This is a genomic window from Stenotrophomonas sp. STEN029 (assembly GCF_056760015.1).
In genome coordinates this window covers 1-14,572 of record NZ_JBRREC010000027.1, presented here as the reverse complement: position 1 = coordinate 14,572, position 14,572 = coordinate 1, and the positions used below count along the sequence as shown (strand labels likewise).

The 14,572-nt window shown below is 65.1% G+C and carries 14 protein-coding genes; 5 read left to right on the top strand and 9 right to left on the bottom strand.

Translation table 11 applies throughout. The annotated features are described in order from the left end of the window. Both ACVOLI_RS08280 and ACVOLI_RS08275 read right to left on the bottom strand, forming a co-directional pair. Entirely contained in the window at positions 1-339 is a 339-nt protein-coding gene (locus tag ACVOLI_RS08280; protein WP_282272304.1) for a hypothetical protein, read from the bottom strand. 72 nt (positions 340-411) lie between these two features. Then, the gene (locus ACVOLI_RS08275) at positions 412-1,356 is read right to left on the bottom strand and encodes a DegV family protein (RefSeq protein WP_481534230.1); all 945 of its coding nucleotides are present in this window, start codon (positions 1,354-1,356) and stop codon (positions 412-414) included. Between the two features lie 249 nt (positions 1,357-1,605). Here ACVOLI_RS08275 and ACVOLI_RS08270 point away from each other — a divergent pair, with 249 nt between their 5' ends. Next, the gene (locus ACVOLI_RS08270) at positions 1,606-2,145 is read left to right on the top strand and encodes a DUF924 family protein (protein WP_282272308.1); all 540 of its coding nucleotides are present in this window, start codon (positions 1,606-1,608) and stop codon (positions 2,143-2,145) included. 375 nt (positions 2,146-2,520) lie between these two features. Here ACVOLI_RS08270 and grxD read toward each other — a convergent pair whose 3' ends face one another. After that, positions 2,521-3,447, bottom strand: a complete 927-nt coding sequence (grxD, locus tag ACVOLI_RS08265) for a Grx4 family monothiol glutaredoxin (RefSeq protein ID WP_481534229.1) — start codon at positions 3,445-3,447, stop codon at positions 2,521-2,523. A 60-nt stretch (positions 3,448-3,507) separates the two neighbouring features. Here grxD and ACVOLI_RS08260 point away from each other — a divergent pair, with 60 nt between their 5' ends. Further along, on the top strand, positions 3,508-4,287 hold the full coding sequence (locus tag ACVOLI_RS08260) for a polysaccharide deacetylase family protein (RefSeq protein WP_481534228.1): 780 nt from the start codon (positions 3,508-3,510) through the stop codon (positions 4,285-4,287). A 41-nt stretch (positions 4,288-4,328) separates the two neighbouring features. Continuing rightward, the gene (locus ACVOLI_RS08255) at positions 4,329-5,588 is read left to right on the top strand and encodes a DEAD/DEAH box helicase (RefSeq protein ID WP_481534227.1); all 1,260 of its coding nucleotides are present in this window, start codon (positions 4,329-4,331) and stop codon (positions 5,586-5,588) included. Between the two features lie 282 nt (positions 5,589-5,870). On the opposite strand, the gene ACVOLI_RS08250 is transcribed toward ACVOLI_RS08255, so the two are convergent. From ACVOLI_RS08250 to ACVOLI_RS08235, 4 genes are all read right to left on the bottom strand, one after another. After that, positions 5,871-6,200, bottom strand: coding sequence for a DUF6172 family protein (locus ACVOLI_RS08250; protein WP_481534226.1), 330 nt, complete (start codon positions 6,198-6,200; stop codon positions 5,871-5,873). Positions 6,201-6,279: 79 nt separating this feature from the next. Next, entirely contained in the window at positions 6,280-6,978 is a 699-nt protein-coding gene (locus ACVOLI_RS08245) for a class I SAM-dependent methyltransferase (RefSeq protein WP_481534225.1), read from the bottom strand. Next, a complete protein-coding gene (locus ACVOLI_RS08240) occupies positions 6,975-7,616 on the bottom strand; it encodes an SGNH/GDSL hydrolase family protein (protein WP_481534224.1) in 642 nt (213 codons plus the stop codon). The genes ACVOLI_RS08245 and ACVOLI_RS08240 overlap by 4 nt, the downstream gene beginning before the upstream one ends. Before the next feature lie 9 nt (positions 7,617-7,625). After that, positions 7,626-8,897 carry a pyridoxal phosphate-dependent aminotransferase gene (locus ACVOLI_RS08235; protein WP_481534223.1) on the bottom strand — a complete coding sequence of 424 codons (1,272 nt, stop codon included), beginning with the start codon at positions 8,895-8,897 and terminating at the stop codon, positions 7,626-7,628. Between the two features lie 323 nt (positions 8,898-9,220). Here ACVOLI_RS08235 and rsgA point away from each other — a divergent pair, with 323 nt between their 5' ends. After that, on the top strand, positions 9,221-10,318 hold the full coding sequence (rsgA, locus tag ACVOLI_RS08230; RefSeq protein WP_481534222.1) for a ribosome small subunit-dependent GTPase A: 1,098 nt from the start codon (positions 9,221-9,223) through the stop codon (positions 10,316-10,318). Between the two features lie 232 nt (positions 10,319-10,550). Next, positions 10,551-11,807 carry a flavohemoglobin expression-modulating QEGLA motif protein gene (locus ACVOLI_RS08225; RefSeq protein ID WP_481534221.1) on the top strand — a complete coding sequence of 419 codons (1,257 nt, stop codon included), beginning with the start codon at positions 10,551-10,553 and terminating at the stop codon, positions 11,805-11,807. Between the two features lie 6 nt (positions 11,808-11,813). Here ACVOLI_RS08225 and ACVOLI_RS08220 read toward each other — a convergent pair whose 3' ends face one another. Together ACVOLI_RS08220 and gltS are read right to left on the bottom strand one after the other, a co-directional pair. Further along, entirely contained in the window at positions 11,814-13,055 is a 1,242-nt protein-coding gene (locus ACVOLI_RS08220) for an FAD-dependent oxidoreductase (RefSeq protein WP_481534220.1), read from the bottom strand. A gap of 88 nt (positions 13,056-13,143) precedes the next feature. Then, entirely contained in the window at positions 13,144-14,349 is a 1,206-nt protein-coding gene (gene gltS, locus ACVOLI_RS08215) for a sodium/glutamate symporter (RefSeq protein WP_481534219.1), read from the bottom strand. Between the last annotated feature and the right edge of the window lie 223 nt (positions 14,350-14,572).

Below are 14,572 nucleotides of genomic sequence, written 5' to 3'. Positions count from 1 at the left end.
TCAACGCACATCGCGCAGTTCCCAATGGCTGCCGGCCAGCATGCGCAGGCGCTGCTTGAACAGGTCGCCGGGCAGGCTGGTGCTGGCGACCAGGTCGATGCGCAGGTCGGACTGCTTGCCGGTAACCGTGGCATTTGGATCAACCGCGCCCAAACCGGGGTCCACGTCATCGGGTTCGTCCTGGGTGGCCTTCCAGCGCTCGAACAGCTCCGGTGTGCGCAGTGCAGCCTGCAATTGCTCGGCAAAGGCGTCCGCGCCACTGGCGGTGAATGACAGGCGGGGATCGTTGCCGCGGGCCTTGGCCGGATCGGGCAGCGAGATGGAATAGAGCACGGACATGGGGTACCTCCTTGGTAGAGCGTCAGACTAGCGCGTCAGATGTAGTGATTCTGTCCAGATGATTCGGGTTGATCAGCTGCCGAAGGTATGCGGTTCATCGGCAAAGCCAATGGTCACTGCGCCCTTGCCCACGTTGACCATGCCGGTCAGGCTCATCACCGCTTCCAACAGCGTTACGCCGTGCTTGTCACAGGTGTCGCGCAGCTGTTGGTAGCCGGGCAGGGCGCGCAACTCGTCCAGCGGGCCGCCGTAGCTGACGCAGACCACCGGGGTCATCAGGCCGTGCAGCACGCGTTTGCCGACAAAGTCGAACAAGGCCTGCACCGCGTTGTCGAAGCCCTTGATCTTGGCCACTGGCTCGGTATTGCCGCGGTAGCCGTGCAGCACGGGTTTGATGTCCAGCGCGCTGCCCAGGGCGACGCTGAGCAGGCCGACGCTGCGGTCGCCCTTGTGGCGGGCACGGGCGCGCAGGTAGTAGAGGTCGCGGGTGACCATGTAGCCGTGCACGTTGCTGGCTACCAGCTCCAGCCGTTCGCGCATCTGCGGAACGGTGGCACCGCTGTCGCGCAGGCGCACCGCTTCCACCGCGCTCACCGCCTGTGCGGCAAACAGATTCTGGGTGTCGATGACGCGCAGGCTGAACGGCGAATTGTGGCCGGCCGCCTGGCGGATGGGCTTGTATTCGTTGAGGATGCTGTAGCCGGCCTGCACCGCGTTGTCATGGATGGGGCTGCGGGTGCGGGTGATGGTCATGCAGAACACCTGGTCGAAATCGGTAACCAGGCGGCTCAGGAACAGGTCGCGGATCTGCTCGGGGCTATAGGGGATGGTTTCCGCTTCGGCGCTGCGCTCGCTCAGCGGGCCCTGCAGGAAGGCCAGGGTGGACTCCTCGTCGCGGTGGTCGGGGAGCACCGTGTCGCCGATCCGTACGCTGATCGGGAGCAGCACGATGTTGTTCTGTTGCAGATAGCCCTTGGGCAGGTCGCAGGCCGAGTCGACCACTATTCCTATGCGCATGCTTTGTACCCCCCCAAGGGTCGTAACAGTCCCGAAAGATAGGAACCCTATCTCAAAACCTGGGATGGAGTTGGTGGTTTATGCGGAGACCGTCCCAATCCCGGGTAGGTTTTTTCACCTTTTCCTCATTTCATAGCTTGGGGTAGCCTATTAAGCTACTGCCAAGCAACTGAGGCCCTGTCCGCGGATGCGACGACATCGGTGGGAAGTGTCACCGCCTGCGGGTAGGCGGTGAACCAGGGATCAGTAATGGAAACTGCAAGTTCGGTAGTTGAGTTCTGGCGCGCGGCAGGTCCGCAGCGTTGGTTTGTGCGTGACGAGGCCTTTGATGTGGAGTTCCGGGAGCGCTTCCTGGACCTGCATTACCAGGCAGCCCGGCGTGGTTGTGAGGACTGGCTGGAAAATGCCGAGGGCGCGTTGGCGCTGCAGATCCTGCTGGACCAGTTTCCGCGCAACTGCTTCCGTGGCACCGCGCACTCTTACGCTACCGACGGGTTGGCGCGGCATTACGCCACCCGCACCATCGAGGAAGGTTGGGACCGCGAACTGCCGCTCAAGCTGCGGGCGTTCATATACCTGCCGTTCGAGCACTCCGAGGATCCGCAGGACCAGGAGCGCGCGGTGGCGATGTTCGAGGTGCTGGGCGATCTGGAATACCTGAAGTACGCCGAAGTGCATCGCGATGTCATCCGCCGCTTTGGCCGCTTCCCGCACCGCAACGCGGTATTGGGCCGGATCCCGACCGCCGAGGAACTGCATTTTCTCGCTGAAGGTGGCTTTGCTGGTTGAGCACCCGACAGGGACTGGTGTTGCTGACGGCGTTGTCGGATACACGCCTGTCTGCCAGGTACTGCTCATCGCGGTACGCATGCAGTGCAGCATTGGGTTCGCATGTCATCTGACCACTCAAGTGCTTCGCGGCTGATGTCGCTTCCACAAAAGGGCACAGGCTGCATGCTTCTGGTTTGCATGTGGGAGCGGCATCAGCCGCGAAGCTGACATTGCTGCAGCGCTAGTTGCCTCTGCGATCCGATGTTCTATCAGCTTCGCGGCTGACGCCGCTCCTACAAGGCAGGCAATCAGGTTGCCGTTCCCGCGCTTGTTCAACGCAAAAAAACGCCGGCTGGGGGCCGGCGTTTTTTTGGTTGCTGCAGCGTGTTCCGATCAGTACTTCGGAACGCTGTTGTCCACGTTCTCCGACCAGGCATCGATGCCGCCGGTGATGTTGAACACATTGGTGAAGCCCAGTGCCAGGAACTGCGCGGCAGCCTGCGCGCTGCGGCCACCACGGTGGCACAGGAATGCCAGTGCGGTGTCCTTGGGCAGGGCTTCGAGCTTGGCGCGGTTGTCGCCGTCGAAGGTTTCGAAGCTGCCATTGATCGCGGCGATGGCGCGCTCGTCAGCCGGACGCACGTCGACCACGGTGATCGCACCGGCACGCAGCTGGTCGTCGGCACTGCGCACGTCCAGGTCCTGCACCGGCTTGGGCGCGTTCGGGTTGTTGATCGCCAGGCCCTGGCCGCGGATGTCGTCGACCCAGTCAATGGTGATGCCGTTGGCACGACGCGCGCTGGAGGAATCGAACTGCACGCGCAGGCCGTTGGACTCGGCTGCAATGGCATTGGCGTCGAACGGGGCCAGTTGGAAGTTCGGCTGGAAGCTGGCATCGATGCCCAGCTGCAGGGCCGCGCCCGGGGCGTCGGCCAGTGCGCCCTTGAGCATTTCAACTGCGGCCGGGGTGACGGTGATCGACGGCGGGGTGCGGTCTGGTGCGGCCAGGCCGAGCAGGCTGCTCAGTTCGCCGCTGCTGGCCATCTGCAGGATGATGTCGCTGCCGCCGATCAGCTCGCCGTCCACATACAGCTGCGGGATGGTCGGCCAGTCGCCGTAGGCCTTGATGCCTTCACGGATTTCCTGGTCGGCCAGCACGTTGACGTGGTTGAACTGCACGCCCAGGTCCTGCAGCGCGCCAACAGCCTTGGCCGAAAAGCCGCACTGCGGCATGGTCGGCTGGCCCTTCATGAACAGGACGACGCGGTCGGCGCCGAGGATGGATTCAATGCGCGAACGCAGGGCGGGGTCCAGGGACATCGTGAACTCGTATAGGTGGTCGTAGACCAGCTGATTCTACGCTGCATGGCATCATGGGGAATGACTGCCCCGGAAACCCTGCATCGCATTCCCGTACACCCCTGGCGTTGGCTGCCCTGGCTGCTTGTCTCGCAACTGCTGGTTGCGCTGCTGTGGTGGCAGCTGGGCTGGACCTGGGGCCTGCCGTTGCTGCTGCTCAGCCATGCGCTGTTCATCGTGCCGGTTTTCCTGCCCAACAGCCGTTTCTATGCGCCGGTTGTCAGCCGCGCCCCCGGTCAGGATGTGTGGCTGACGATCGACGATGGCCCGTCTGATGAGACCCTGGCGGTGCTGGAACTGCTCGACCGGCACGACGCCAAGGCCACCTTTTTCATGGTCGGTGAGCGCGCGCAGGCGCGTCCGGAACTGGTGCACGAGGTGTTGCGGCGTGGCCATGACATCGGCAATCACAGCCATTCACACCCGCAGGCGCGCTTCTGGGCACTGGGTCCGGCGCAGATGGCGCGTGAAATCGGCCAATGCCAGCAGGCGTTGACGACGATTGCCGGGTCGCCACCGCGTTGGTATCGCTCGGTGGTGGGCATGACCAACCCGTTCGTGGCGGTGGCGCTCAAGCGCCACGGGCTGGCGCGGATTGGCTGGAGCGCCCGCGGCTACGACGGCGTGAACTGCACGCCGGAGGGCGTGGTCGCACGGATTGCGCCGGATCTGGCGCCTGGTGCCATCGTCCTGTTGCATGAATGCGCCGCCCACGGCCACACCCTGACCATCATCGACGCCGTGCTGCAGCAGCTGCAGGCGCGCGGCCTGCGCGCCCGCCTGCCGCAGCCAACAGCGTAGACTCGCCTCCCCGCCATTGCGCGGCGTACTGGAACCACACCATGCCTTTCTCCCAACTCGGCCTGTCTCCCTACGTGCTGCCCGCACTGCAGCAGGCCTTGCAGCAGGCCGGTTATCTGGCGCCAACGCCGATCCAGCAGCAGGCCGTGCCCTTGCTGCTGAAGGGGCGCGATGTGGTTGCGCTGGCGCCGACCGGTTCCGGCAAGACAGCCGCTTACGTCCTGCCGGCGCTGCAGCGCTTCTTCATGGCAACGCCGCGCAAGCCGCGCGTACTGGCCCAGCTGATCCTGGTGCCGACCCGCGAACTGGCGCAGCAGGTAAGTGACGTGTTTGCCACCTTGGGACGCGAGTTGCCGCGTCGTCCGCATCTGGTCTGTGCGGTCGGCGGTGTGTCGATCAATCCGCAGATGATGTCGCTGCGCGGTGGTGCCGACATTGTCGTGGCCACCCCAGGACGCTTGTTGGATCTGCTGGCGCATAACGCCCTGTCATTGAAGCAGGTGCAGCTGCTGGTGCTGGACGAAGCCGACCGTCTGCTGGAGCTTGGCTTCGGCGACGAGTTGCGGCAGATCCTGGCCGAGTTGCCGGTAAAACGGCAGACCGCCCTGTTCTCGGCCACGTTTGCCGCCGATATCCAGGCCTTGGCTGCGGCGGGGCTGCATGAACCGCAGCGGCTGGAAATCGGCGAGCAGTCGGCGCCGGAGATCGAGCAGCGCGCCATCCACGTCGATAGCGCCCGGCGCGTCGAGTTGTTGCTGTCCTTGCTGGAAGATCCGCAGTGGCAACAGGTATTGGTCTTTGTCGGCAGCATCCGTGACAGTGACCGTTTGGCGTCGCAGCTGCGCAAAGCCGAGGTCAACGCGCAGGCCCTGCACGGTGAACTGTCGCAGGGGCGACGCTTCCGCATGTTGCAGGATTTCAAGGATGGCGAAGTTCGGGTGCTGGTTGCGACCGACCTGGCGGCGCGCGGCATCGACATCACGCGTTTGCCGGTGGTGGTGAACTACGACCTGCCGCGTGCGCCAGCCGATTACCTGCACCGTATCGGCCGCACCGGACGCGCGGGGGAGAAGGGCTTGGCGCTGAGTTTCGTCGATTCGGCGGCGATGGCGCATTGGCGCCTGATCTGCAAACGCCATGGCCTGCAGAGCAGGACCGAGGTGCTTGAGGGCTTTGAGCCGACCCAGGCAGCGCCGGTGGCAAGCGTGGTTGCCGACGACAACGGCGGTATCAAGGGCCGCCGGCCGAGCAAGAAAGACCGGGCGCGGGCGGCAGCCGCGGCGGAAAAAGCCGGATCCTGACAGAGCCCTTGTCGGGAAAGCATCACCTGTAGTGCCGAGCCATGCTCGGCAGAGGCCTTACCGGGAAAGCGTCACCTGTAGTGCCGAGCCATGCTCGGCAGGGGCCTTACCGGGAAAGCGTCACCTGTAGTGCCGAGCCATGCTCGGCAGAGGCCTTGCCGGGAAAGCCCCTGCCGAGCATGGCTCGGCACTACAGGTGACGCTTTCCCGGTAAGGCCCCTGCCGAGCATGGCTCGGCACTACCGGTTGCCCCTTTTGCCTGTGGCAAAGGGGCGTCGGCGATCAATCTTCGAAATCGGTTTCTGCTGCCGGAGCGGCTTCAGCCACCGGGCGCGGGCTGCGCTTGACCGGCTTGCTCAGCACTTCCACGTAGAACTGGGTATTGCCGGCGGCCACCAGCGCGTCGATGGCACGGAACAGTTCGTCGTAGCCCACCGGCTTGGCCGAGGCTTCGTCCACGCCCAGCTTGCTGTCGAAACCCCAGGAATCGGCACCGGCCGGCACTGCCTTGCCGCGCTCACGCTTGGTGTACTTGCGGATGTCGTGCTTGCTGGCTTCCAGCAGGCGGTCGGGGTGCTTGCCTTCGATGGCGAGGCTATAGGTCTTCTTCACGGGAATCTCGTTGCTGCGCCGGCCCGGTTGGGCTGGCAGGGAATGGCACCATTATCGGCGCAAACGGCTTGACCGTGGCTCAACCGCGTTGGGCGATGAGCAGCCAGTTGTTGAAAGGGGTATTGCCGTACAGCGGGCTGAGGCTGACGGTCAGGCCGCATTGTTGCAGTAGTGCACGCAAAGAGTCGGCATCAGGGTAGTAGCGGGGCCTGAACTGCATCCAGCCGATCAGGTTGGCCGCACGGTCGCCAATGCGCGAGATGCGGCCACGCCGGGTGTGGTCGGCCAGCGCCATGCGCATCACCAGCCTTCCATCATCCTCCAGCATCGCCGCCACGTTGCGGAGCAGGGCTTGCTGGGCCTGCTCGGGCAGGTACTGGAGTACATCCAGAATGGCGACACTGCCGCGGTGGGCAGGCAGGGTGGTGGCAAGGTCCATGACTTCGAAGGTGCTGGCAGCGAGGCTGGCGCGTTTGGCCACCTTGTCCGCGCGCTGGATCTTGGCTGCGTCGTTGTCCACGCCGCGGTACGGCATGTGTTGGCCGTCGTGGCGCAGCGCATGTGCAAGCAAGCCCAGGCCGCAGCCCATGTCCAGCAATGGGGCATCGCTGCCGCGTAGTGCTTCGAGCACGCCGGGGTAGAGCGGGTCGCTGCGCAGTTTGCCCAGCGTGTAGTAATAGTCCCAGCGGTTGCCCCATGGCTGCAGTGGAGCAAATGCGCTGGCGATGGCTTTGGCGGCCTCGGCCGGAAAGGCTTGATGGCCGGGATGCCCTGTCACGCGGCGGGGGCTGCCTGCAGCAGTTCCGTCGCGACGGGCAAGGCGGTCTGCATCCAGCGCTGGTACATGGCGGCGGAAGGATGCAGGCCGTCATCGGCCAGCATTTCCGCCGTTTCACCACCGTCGCGGCTGGTCGGGGTGATGTCGACGAAGGCCACGCCGTAGTCGCCGCAGCAGGCGTGTGCGGCGGCGTTGAAATCATCGATCTCGCGGGCGACCTGGGCCGCATCGCGTCCGTTCTGCTGCGCGTAGGGGGTGAAGCCCCAGTCCGGTGTGGACAGCACCAACACCCGCTGCGGGTCTTCGCCAGCCAGGGCGATCGCGCGTTGCAGCAGCTGCTCGAACTGCTGGCGGTACTCGGCCAGCGGCCGTCCGCGGTACTGGTTGTTGACCCCGATCAGCAGGCTCACCAGCGCGTACGGGCCTTGCGGGGCTTCGGCATCGATGGCGGCAGCCAGCTCGTCGGTGGTCCAGCCGGTGGTGGCGATGACCTGCGGGTCGTCCAGCTCGATGCCCTGCGCGCGCAGCGCGGCGGCGAGTTGGAAGGGCCAGGTGCCGGCCTGCGGCACGCCTTCGCCGATGGTGTAGGAGTCGCCCAGCGCCAGGTAGGACGTGGAGGTGGCTGCGTTATCGCTCATCAAGTCCAATCAGCCCACCGCGCTGCGTGGCTTCAGCTGCACCACCTTGGTGACGGCTTCGGCGCGCCGGCTGAGCAGTTTGTCGATGCGACCGAAGACCTCGCGCATCACGCTGGCCTCGGGCAGCAGGGTGACGCGGAAGTGGTTGCGGTAGGGCACGTTGAAGCTGGAACCTGGCACCACCAGCACGCCTTCTTCTTCCATCAGCTGCAGGGCGAAGTCGTGGTCGTCGAAGCCTTGCGCGGCCGGGCCGACGACTGCCGGGAAGGCATACAGCGCGCCGGAAGGCGCTACCAGCGACAGGTGCTCGCTGGCCTCACAGGCCTCGATCACCGCGCGGCGGGTTTCGTACAGGCGACCGCCGGGGCTGCACAGGTCGGAGATGGTGTCCGGGCCATTGACTGCGGCTTCGATCGCGTACTGGCCGGGCACATTGGCGCACAGGCGCAGCGCGCTGAGCAGGTCGAGTGCGGCGCGGAATTCACCCAGCTGCTCACCCGCGCCGGACAGCAGCATCCAGCCCACCCGCCAACCGCAGGCGCGGTGCACCTTGCTCAGGCCGCTGAAGGTCAGGCAGGGGTGATCACCGGCCAGTGGTGCGACCGGCTGGAACTGGGCGCCGTCGTACAGGATCTGGTCGTAGATTTCGTCCACCAGTAGCAACAGGTTGTGCTTGCGGGCGATGGCGACGATTTTCTCCAGCAGCTCGCGCGGGTAGCTGGCGCCGGCCGGGTTGTTCGGGTTGATCAATACGATGGCGCGGGTGCGCGAGGACACCAGCGCTTCCATCTCCACCGGATCGGGCAGGAAGCCGTTTTCCGGACGGCAGCGGTAATACACCGGGCGGCCGTCGTTGAGGATGGTGGCAGCCGACCACAGCGGGTAATCCGGCGAGGGCACCAGCACTTCGTCACCCGGGTTGAGCAGGGCGCGCAGCGACAGGTCGATCAGCTCGGAGACGCCATTGCCCAGGAACACACGGTCTGCCACGGCATCGGGCGCACCGCGACGCGCGTAGGCAGCGGCGATGGCTTCGCGTGCAACCGGCAGACCCTGCTGATGGGTGTAGGGATCCGTGCGGCCCATGTCATCGGCGATGGCGTGCTGCAGGTGTGCAGGCGCACGGAATCCGAATGCACCGGGATTGCCGATATTGAGCTTGATCAGCTTGCGGCCCTGGGCCTCCAACTCCCGCGCTCGTCGGGCCAGTTCACCACGGATTTCGTAGCGGACTTCGGACAGGCGTTCACGGGTAGCTAGCGGTTTGACAGGGCTTGACATTTTCTCAGGGCCATCAAGGGCATGGATTCTGCATGGTAGCCGAATTGTTGCGCTGCGGGGCGGGGCCTTGGGGCCGGGAATGGGGATTCGGGAGTGGGAATTGGTTGCAGGCAAAAACAACCGCCGGAGCAAGGGCAACAGCACCCCTCCCCAGCCCTCCCCTGCGCTATGCGCAAGGGAGGGGGCCAAGCCTTGCCCCCTCCCTTTGCCGCAGGCAAGGGGAGGGTTGGGGAGGGGTGCTCTGGCTTTGGCTTTGGCCCAAGCACCAGCCTCAACTGAACCGCCATTCCCGGCGCCAAGCCCCGCCCCGGTAGAATCCCCCAATGACTGATTCCATCAACTTCGATTCACTGCGCCATATCGGCTGGCCCTGGCCCGGTGCTCCCGAGGACCCGCAATGGCAGGCGGCCTTTGCTGCTCATCCGCAGGCCCGCCCGGGGCGGGTGATCGAGCAGCACCGTTCCGGTTACGTGGTCGCAGATGCGCCCGACAACAGCCTCAAGACCGAGTCGCCGCCGGAATGGCAGCGGCCGCGCTTCCCCAGCCATGAGCGCGCGGCGGTAGGCGACTGGGTGTTGCTGGACGGCAAGCGCATCGTCGCGCTGCTGCCGCGGCATACCTCGATCAAGCGCGGTGCCGCAGGTGAGCACTATCACCAGCAGGTGATCGCGGCCAATATCGATACGGTGTTCATCGTCTGTGGCCTGGATGCCGACTTCAATCCGCGCCGCATCGAGCGCTACCTGCTGCTGGTTGGCGGCGGCGGTGCCTCACCGGTGGTGGTGCTGACCAAGGCCGACCAGACCGAGTACAGCGAGGACGCGCTGGCGGTGCTGGAAGACCTGGCCGCGCAGCAGATTCCGCTGCTGGCGATCAATGGCAAGGACCCGGAAAGTGTCTCCGCCCTGCTGCCGTGGCTGGGCCCGGGCAACACCGTGGTGCTGGTGGGTTCTTCCGGTGCCGGCAAATCCACCTTGACCAACACGCTGTTGGGCGAGGACCGGATGAAGACCAACGAAGTGCGCAGCAATGATTCGCGCGGCCGCCACACCACCACCCATCGTGCGCTGATGCCGCTGCCGTATGGCGCCTGCCTGATCGATACGCCAGGCATGCGCGAGCTCAAGCCGACCGGCGAGGAAACCCTGGCTGAAGGTGGCTTCGCCGATATCGAAGCGCTGACCACGCAATGCAAGTTCCGCGATTGCTCGCACCACAGCGAACCGGGCTGCGCAGTGCAGGAGGCCATTGAGCGCGGTGACATCGACGAAAGCCGGCTGGAGAGCTACCTCAAGCTGCGCGAGGAAGTGGCGCAGGCCGCAGCCAAACTTGCCCAGCGTCAGGCCGAGCAGGCGACCGAACGCAAACACAGCGGGCGTGGTGCGCAGTGGCGGCCGATCAACAAGGGCAAGCGGCGCTGAGCGTAGCGCTTGCTGCTCCGGCTCCCTCCCTTTTGCGTAGCTAAGGGGCTGAAGAAGGCCCGCTTGCGCGCCACTGGCGCGCGGCCTGATGAACGAACGAAGGCTATGCCTTCGGGCCGGGCGGGTTGGGGAGGGGTAAGCTGTTCGCAGTGTCAATGCGATTATGGCTTCGCGGCTTACGCCGCTCCCACAGACGAGTGCTGGAATTGCGTTTTATTTGAATGGAGCGGGCATGGCCATAGTTGATACCCACAACGATCCAGCCATCAGCCATCACGCTGCGCTCGATGCGCGAATGGTAGCGGCGGTCAAAGGCATCCGCTTGCTGAGCCTGACCAGTTGGCCGGCAGATACGCAGGCGCCGTTCCTGGAAAGTGTGGCGCGCGGTAACCCGGTACTGCCGCAGGTGGACTACCCGAAACTCGACTTCAGCGAAACGCGGCGCGAACTGGCGGCGGTAATGGACGAGGTGGACGCCAGCCATCCACTGGGCAGTTACATCCACGATTCGGCGCACAGCTGGGATCTGGCCGCCAGTCTGTTGGAAGGCCTGGGTACGCGCGCGGTGGACGACTATTCCACCCAACTGTTCGGCGTGCCCGAGCAGCCGATGCCGGGCAATGGCCCGACTACCCGCGATGCGGCACGGCACTTCATCCAGATCGCGCAGGAACTGGACCACGAACTGCTGGCCCCGGAGGAGCAGGTGCCGGTGTCGGCAACAGCCTTGCAGTTGATGCTGCAGAGTGACCTGGATGAGTTCTTTGCCGGGCGCATGATCAGCGTGGAGCTGGACCCGGAACTGATCGCCAAGGCCGCTGCGGGGGCGACCCGCATCCGCCTGCGCACCCGCGCCACCTTCAGTGCCTATGACCGTGCGCAGCTCTACCACCACGAAGCGCTGGTGCATTCGCTGACGGCGCTCAACGGACGCGATCAGGTGGTGTTGCCCAGCCTGGCCTTGTCCTCGCCACGCATCACCGCGACCCAGGAAGGCCTGGCGACGTTTGCCGAACAGATCACCGGCAGCATCGACATCCAGCGGCTCAAGCGCATCAGCCTGCGCATCGAGGCGATTGCGATGGCCCGCGATGGCGCCGACTTCATCGAGGTCTTCAGCTACTTCCGTGCTGCCGGACAGACCGCCGAGGAAAGTTTTTCCTCCGCACAACGCGTGTTTCGTGGCGTTCCCACCAGCGGCGGCGCGGCCTTCACCAAGGACACGGTCTACCTGCGCGGGCTGGTCTCGGTGCACACCTTCTTCCGGCAGATGCTGCGCGATGAGAAGCTGCAGACCTGTCGCTGGTTGTTCGCCGGCAAGATGACGCTGGAAGACGCACAGGCGCTGACGCCGTTGTTTGAAGCTGGGGTGCTGGCACCGCCGCGTTGGTTGCCGCAGTGGATCAACCGCGCCAATGGCCTTGCTGGCGCATTGGCGTTCTCGCTGTTCGCCAACCGCATCCGCATGGACCAGATCAGCGAAACCTGAGTTGGTTCAGTGCGTGCCCAGCAACTGCTGCACCGCGCGCTCGCCACTGCCCATCGCCAGCGTCCAGCCGAGCATGCCGTGGCCGATATTGCAGGCCAGGCCGTCGCCGAGGTTCCTGATGATCGGTGAGGTCCACGGCGTGACCGGGCGCAGCCCGGCCCAGCTGCTTTCGATGTGCCCATAATCGGCGGCCTCGGGCAACGACGCGCGTGCCTGCGCGATCAGCGTTGCCAGCCGCGCCGGTTCGGGCGCGGGGTTCCAATCGTTGAGGTCAGCCAGGCCAGCGACGCGGATGCGCTCGCCGAGGCGGCAGAACACCAGCTTGCGCTTGGTGTCGGTGATGCTGACCTTGGGTGCATTGCTGCCCAACGGTGCGGTGAACGAGTAACCCTTGATCGCCATCACCGGCATGCGCAGGCGCAGCGGCTTGAGCAGGGCAGGGCTGTTGATGCCGGCGCAGACCAGCACGCGCGCTGCCTGCAGCGTGCGGCCATCGTGGGCCTGCAGCTGCCAGTGTTCACTCGCGCGGCGCAGTGACTGCGTATCGAATCCGAACAGCGCCTGCACGCCGTAGTGCTGCTGCACTACCTGCAGCAGGCCTTGGCTGAAACGGTAGGGGTCGCCGGCTTCCTCCTCGGGCGAATAGACGCCGCCGGCCAGCCACGGCGCGCCGCTGAGTGCAGGCTCGATGGCGGTGGCTTCGGCCGCGTTGACCAGCCGTTGCTGCACGCCATGGCCGCGCTTGAGCGCGATCATCGCCGCCGCTCCCTGCACGCCTTCGGCGGAGGGGTAGAGGTGCAGCTTGCCGGAGACCTCATGATCGAAATCGATGGGGTGGCGTTGCAGCAAGGCCTGCATGGCCTTGCGCGATTCCAGTGCCAGTTCCAGCGTGGCCAGGGTATTGCGCTGCAGGCCTGCCGCGTTGGCCTGGCGCAGGAAGGCCAGGCCCCAGCGCAGGAAATCCGGATCAGCCGACCAGCGTGTGCGGAAAGGCCCGTTGCGGCCGAATGCCATTTCCGGCAGTTGCGCCCAGGTTGCCGGGCCGGCCATCGCATCGGTGTAGGCGTAGCTGAGCTGTGCGCCGTTGGCGAACGAAGTGCCCAGTGCCGGGCCGGCATTGCGATCCAGCAGCAGCACCGAACAACCGCGCTTTGCAGCGGCATACGCGGTGGCCAGGCCCACCACGCCAGCGCCGATGACGACCAGGTCAGGGCGGGAAGAAGGGGCGGGCACTGCGTTGGATGTCATCAGCGGAGCGGTGCTACAGGGCGAGTAGGGCCCCATTGTCGCGCCAACCCGTGCACAACGCACGGGTATGGCGCACGGAACCGGCAGCTTAGTGCGGCCAGAAGTTCAGGAAGCCGGTGATGATCAGCGCATTGATGAAGTCGATGAAGAATGCGCCCACCAGCGGCGCCACCAGGAAGGCGCGCGGCGCCGGCCCGTAGCGCTGTGCCAGCCGGCGCATCACCGCCATCGCGTTGGCGGTGGTGCCGAGCATGAAGCCGATGAAGCCACCGCCCATTACCGCAGCGTCGTAGTCACGGCCCATCAGCCAATAGATCGGCACCGCGAACAGCGCCACCACCGAGACCTGGATGATCAGGTTGACCAGCAGCGGCAAGCCCATGCCGGCCAATTCCCAAAGTTTCAGATCCATCAGCGCGATGGACAGGAACAGGGCCAGGCTGATGTTGCCGATCAGGTCGGTGGTCGGCACCGACAGCTTGATCCAGCCGGTGTAGTCGTCGATGTTGCGGATCACGGCGCCGACCAGCATCGCGCCGATATAGGTCGGCAGGGTCAGGCCGATGCCTTCGAAGCCCTTGCCCACCCACACGCCCAGCCACATCGCCATCAGCAGCACGACGATGCTCTTGAGCGCGTCGAACTCGCGGGCCGACTCGCTGGGGTAGCGCACGGTGACCGCTTCGTCCTCACCGAGCTGCGCGCCGGTGGCCTTCTGGCTGGGGTGCTGCACCTTGAAGCGCTGCATTAGCACGGTGATCACCGGGCCGCCAACCAGACCGCCGCAGATGATGCCGGCCATGGCCGCCGTCACCGCCAGGCTTTCCGCGCCAACCAGGCCGGCCTGCTCGAAATGCCCGGCAAAGGCCAGGCCGGTGGCTGGGCCGCCGGTCAGCGTTGCCGAACCAGCCAATACGCCGAACATCGGGTTCAGGCCGAACAGCTTGGCGACACTGATACCGATCAGGTTCTGCAGCACCGCGAAGATGCTGCCGATCAGCAGGAACAACATCACCTGCTTGCCGCTGACGCGTAGCAGTCGCAGGCTGGCGTTGATGCCCAAGGTGGTGAAGAACGCCACCATCAGCGGTGTCTTGAGCGTGGTGTCGAGTGTGAACAGGGTGGTCTGCTGGCCATGTGCCCACCACACGGCCAATGCCACCAGCAGGCCGCCGACCACCGGTTCAGGCAGGTTGTAGCGGCGGAAGAACGGAATGGCACGGCACAATGCGTAGCCGGCGAACAGGGTCAAGCCCGCGAAGGCGACCGTCTGTACGGCGTCAAGTTGAATCATAGGGTTGGGGACCTTACACCAGCGAAGGGCGAACCGTGTCGTTCCTTACGCACAATAGCAACCGGGCCTAAAGGCACTGGCTGGGCATGAAGGTCAGATCGGAGCCAAGAAAATGGGTAGTGGGCCCACCACCAAGCCAGACCAAAACACAAGACACAAAAAACAACACAAAAAATAGCCACAAAAAACACACCCAGCACGGCGCACGACAGAAGCCCAGAAA

What these genes read in the sequence shown, in the direction of transcription:
- ACVOLI_RS08280 (WP_282272304.1), bottom strand. Translation starts at nt 339, where the DNA reads ATGTCCGTGCTCTATTCCATCTCGCTGCCCGATCCGGCCAAGGCCCGC.
- ACVOLI_RS08275 (WP_481534230.1), bottom strand. Translation starts at nt 1,356, where the DNA reads ATGCGCATAGGAATAGTGGTCGACTCGGCCTGCGACCTGCCCAAGGGC.
- ACVOLI_RS08270 (WP_282272308.1), top strand. Translation starts at nt 1,606, where the DNA reads ATGGAAACTGCAAGTTCGGTAGTTGAGTTCTGGCGCGCGGCAGGTCCG.
- grxD (WP_481534229.1), bottom strand. Translation starts at nt 3,447, where the DNA reads ATGTCCCTGGACCCCGCCCTGCGTTCGCGCATTGAATCCATCCTCGGC.
- ACVOLI_RS08260 (WP_481534228.1), top strand. Translation starts at nt 3,508, where the DNA reads ATGACTGCCCCGGAAACCCTGCATCGCATTCCCGTACACCCCTGGCGT.
- ACVOLI_RS08255 (WP_481534227.1), top strand. Translation starts at nt 4,329, where the DNA reads ATGCCTTTCTCCCAACTCGGCCTGTCTCCCTACGTGCTGCCCGCACTG.
- ACVOLI_RS08240 (WP_481534224.1), bottom strand. Translation starts at nt 7,616, where the DNA reads ATGAGCGATAACGCAGCCACCTCCACGTCCTACCTGGCGCTGGGCGAC.
- ACVOLI_RS08235 (WP_481534223.1), bottom strand. Translation starts at nt 8,897, where the DNA reads ATGTCAAGCCCTGTCAAACCGCTAGCTACCCGTGAACGCCTGTCCGAA.
- rsgA (WP_481534222.1), top strand. Translation starts at nt 9,221, where the DNA reads ATGACTGATTCCATCAACTTCGATTCACTGCGCCATATCGGCTGGCCC.
- ACVOLI_RS08225 (WP_481534221.1), top strand. Translation starts at nt 10,551, where the DNA reads ATGGCCATAGTTGATACCCACAACGATCCAGCCATCAGCCATCACGCT.
- ACVOLI_RS08220 (WP_481534220.1), bottom strand. Translation starts at nt 13,055, where the DNA reads ATGACATCCAACGCAGTGCCCGCCCCTTCTTCCCGCCCTGACCTGGTC.
- gltS (WP_481534219.1), bottom strand. Translation starts at nt 14,349, where the DNA reads ATGATTCAACTTGACGCCGTACAGACGGTCGCCTTCGCGGGCTTGACC.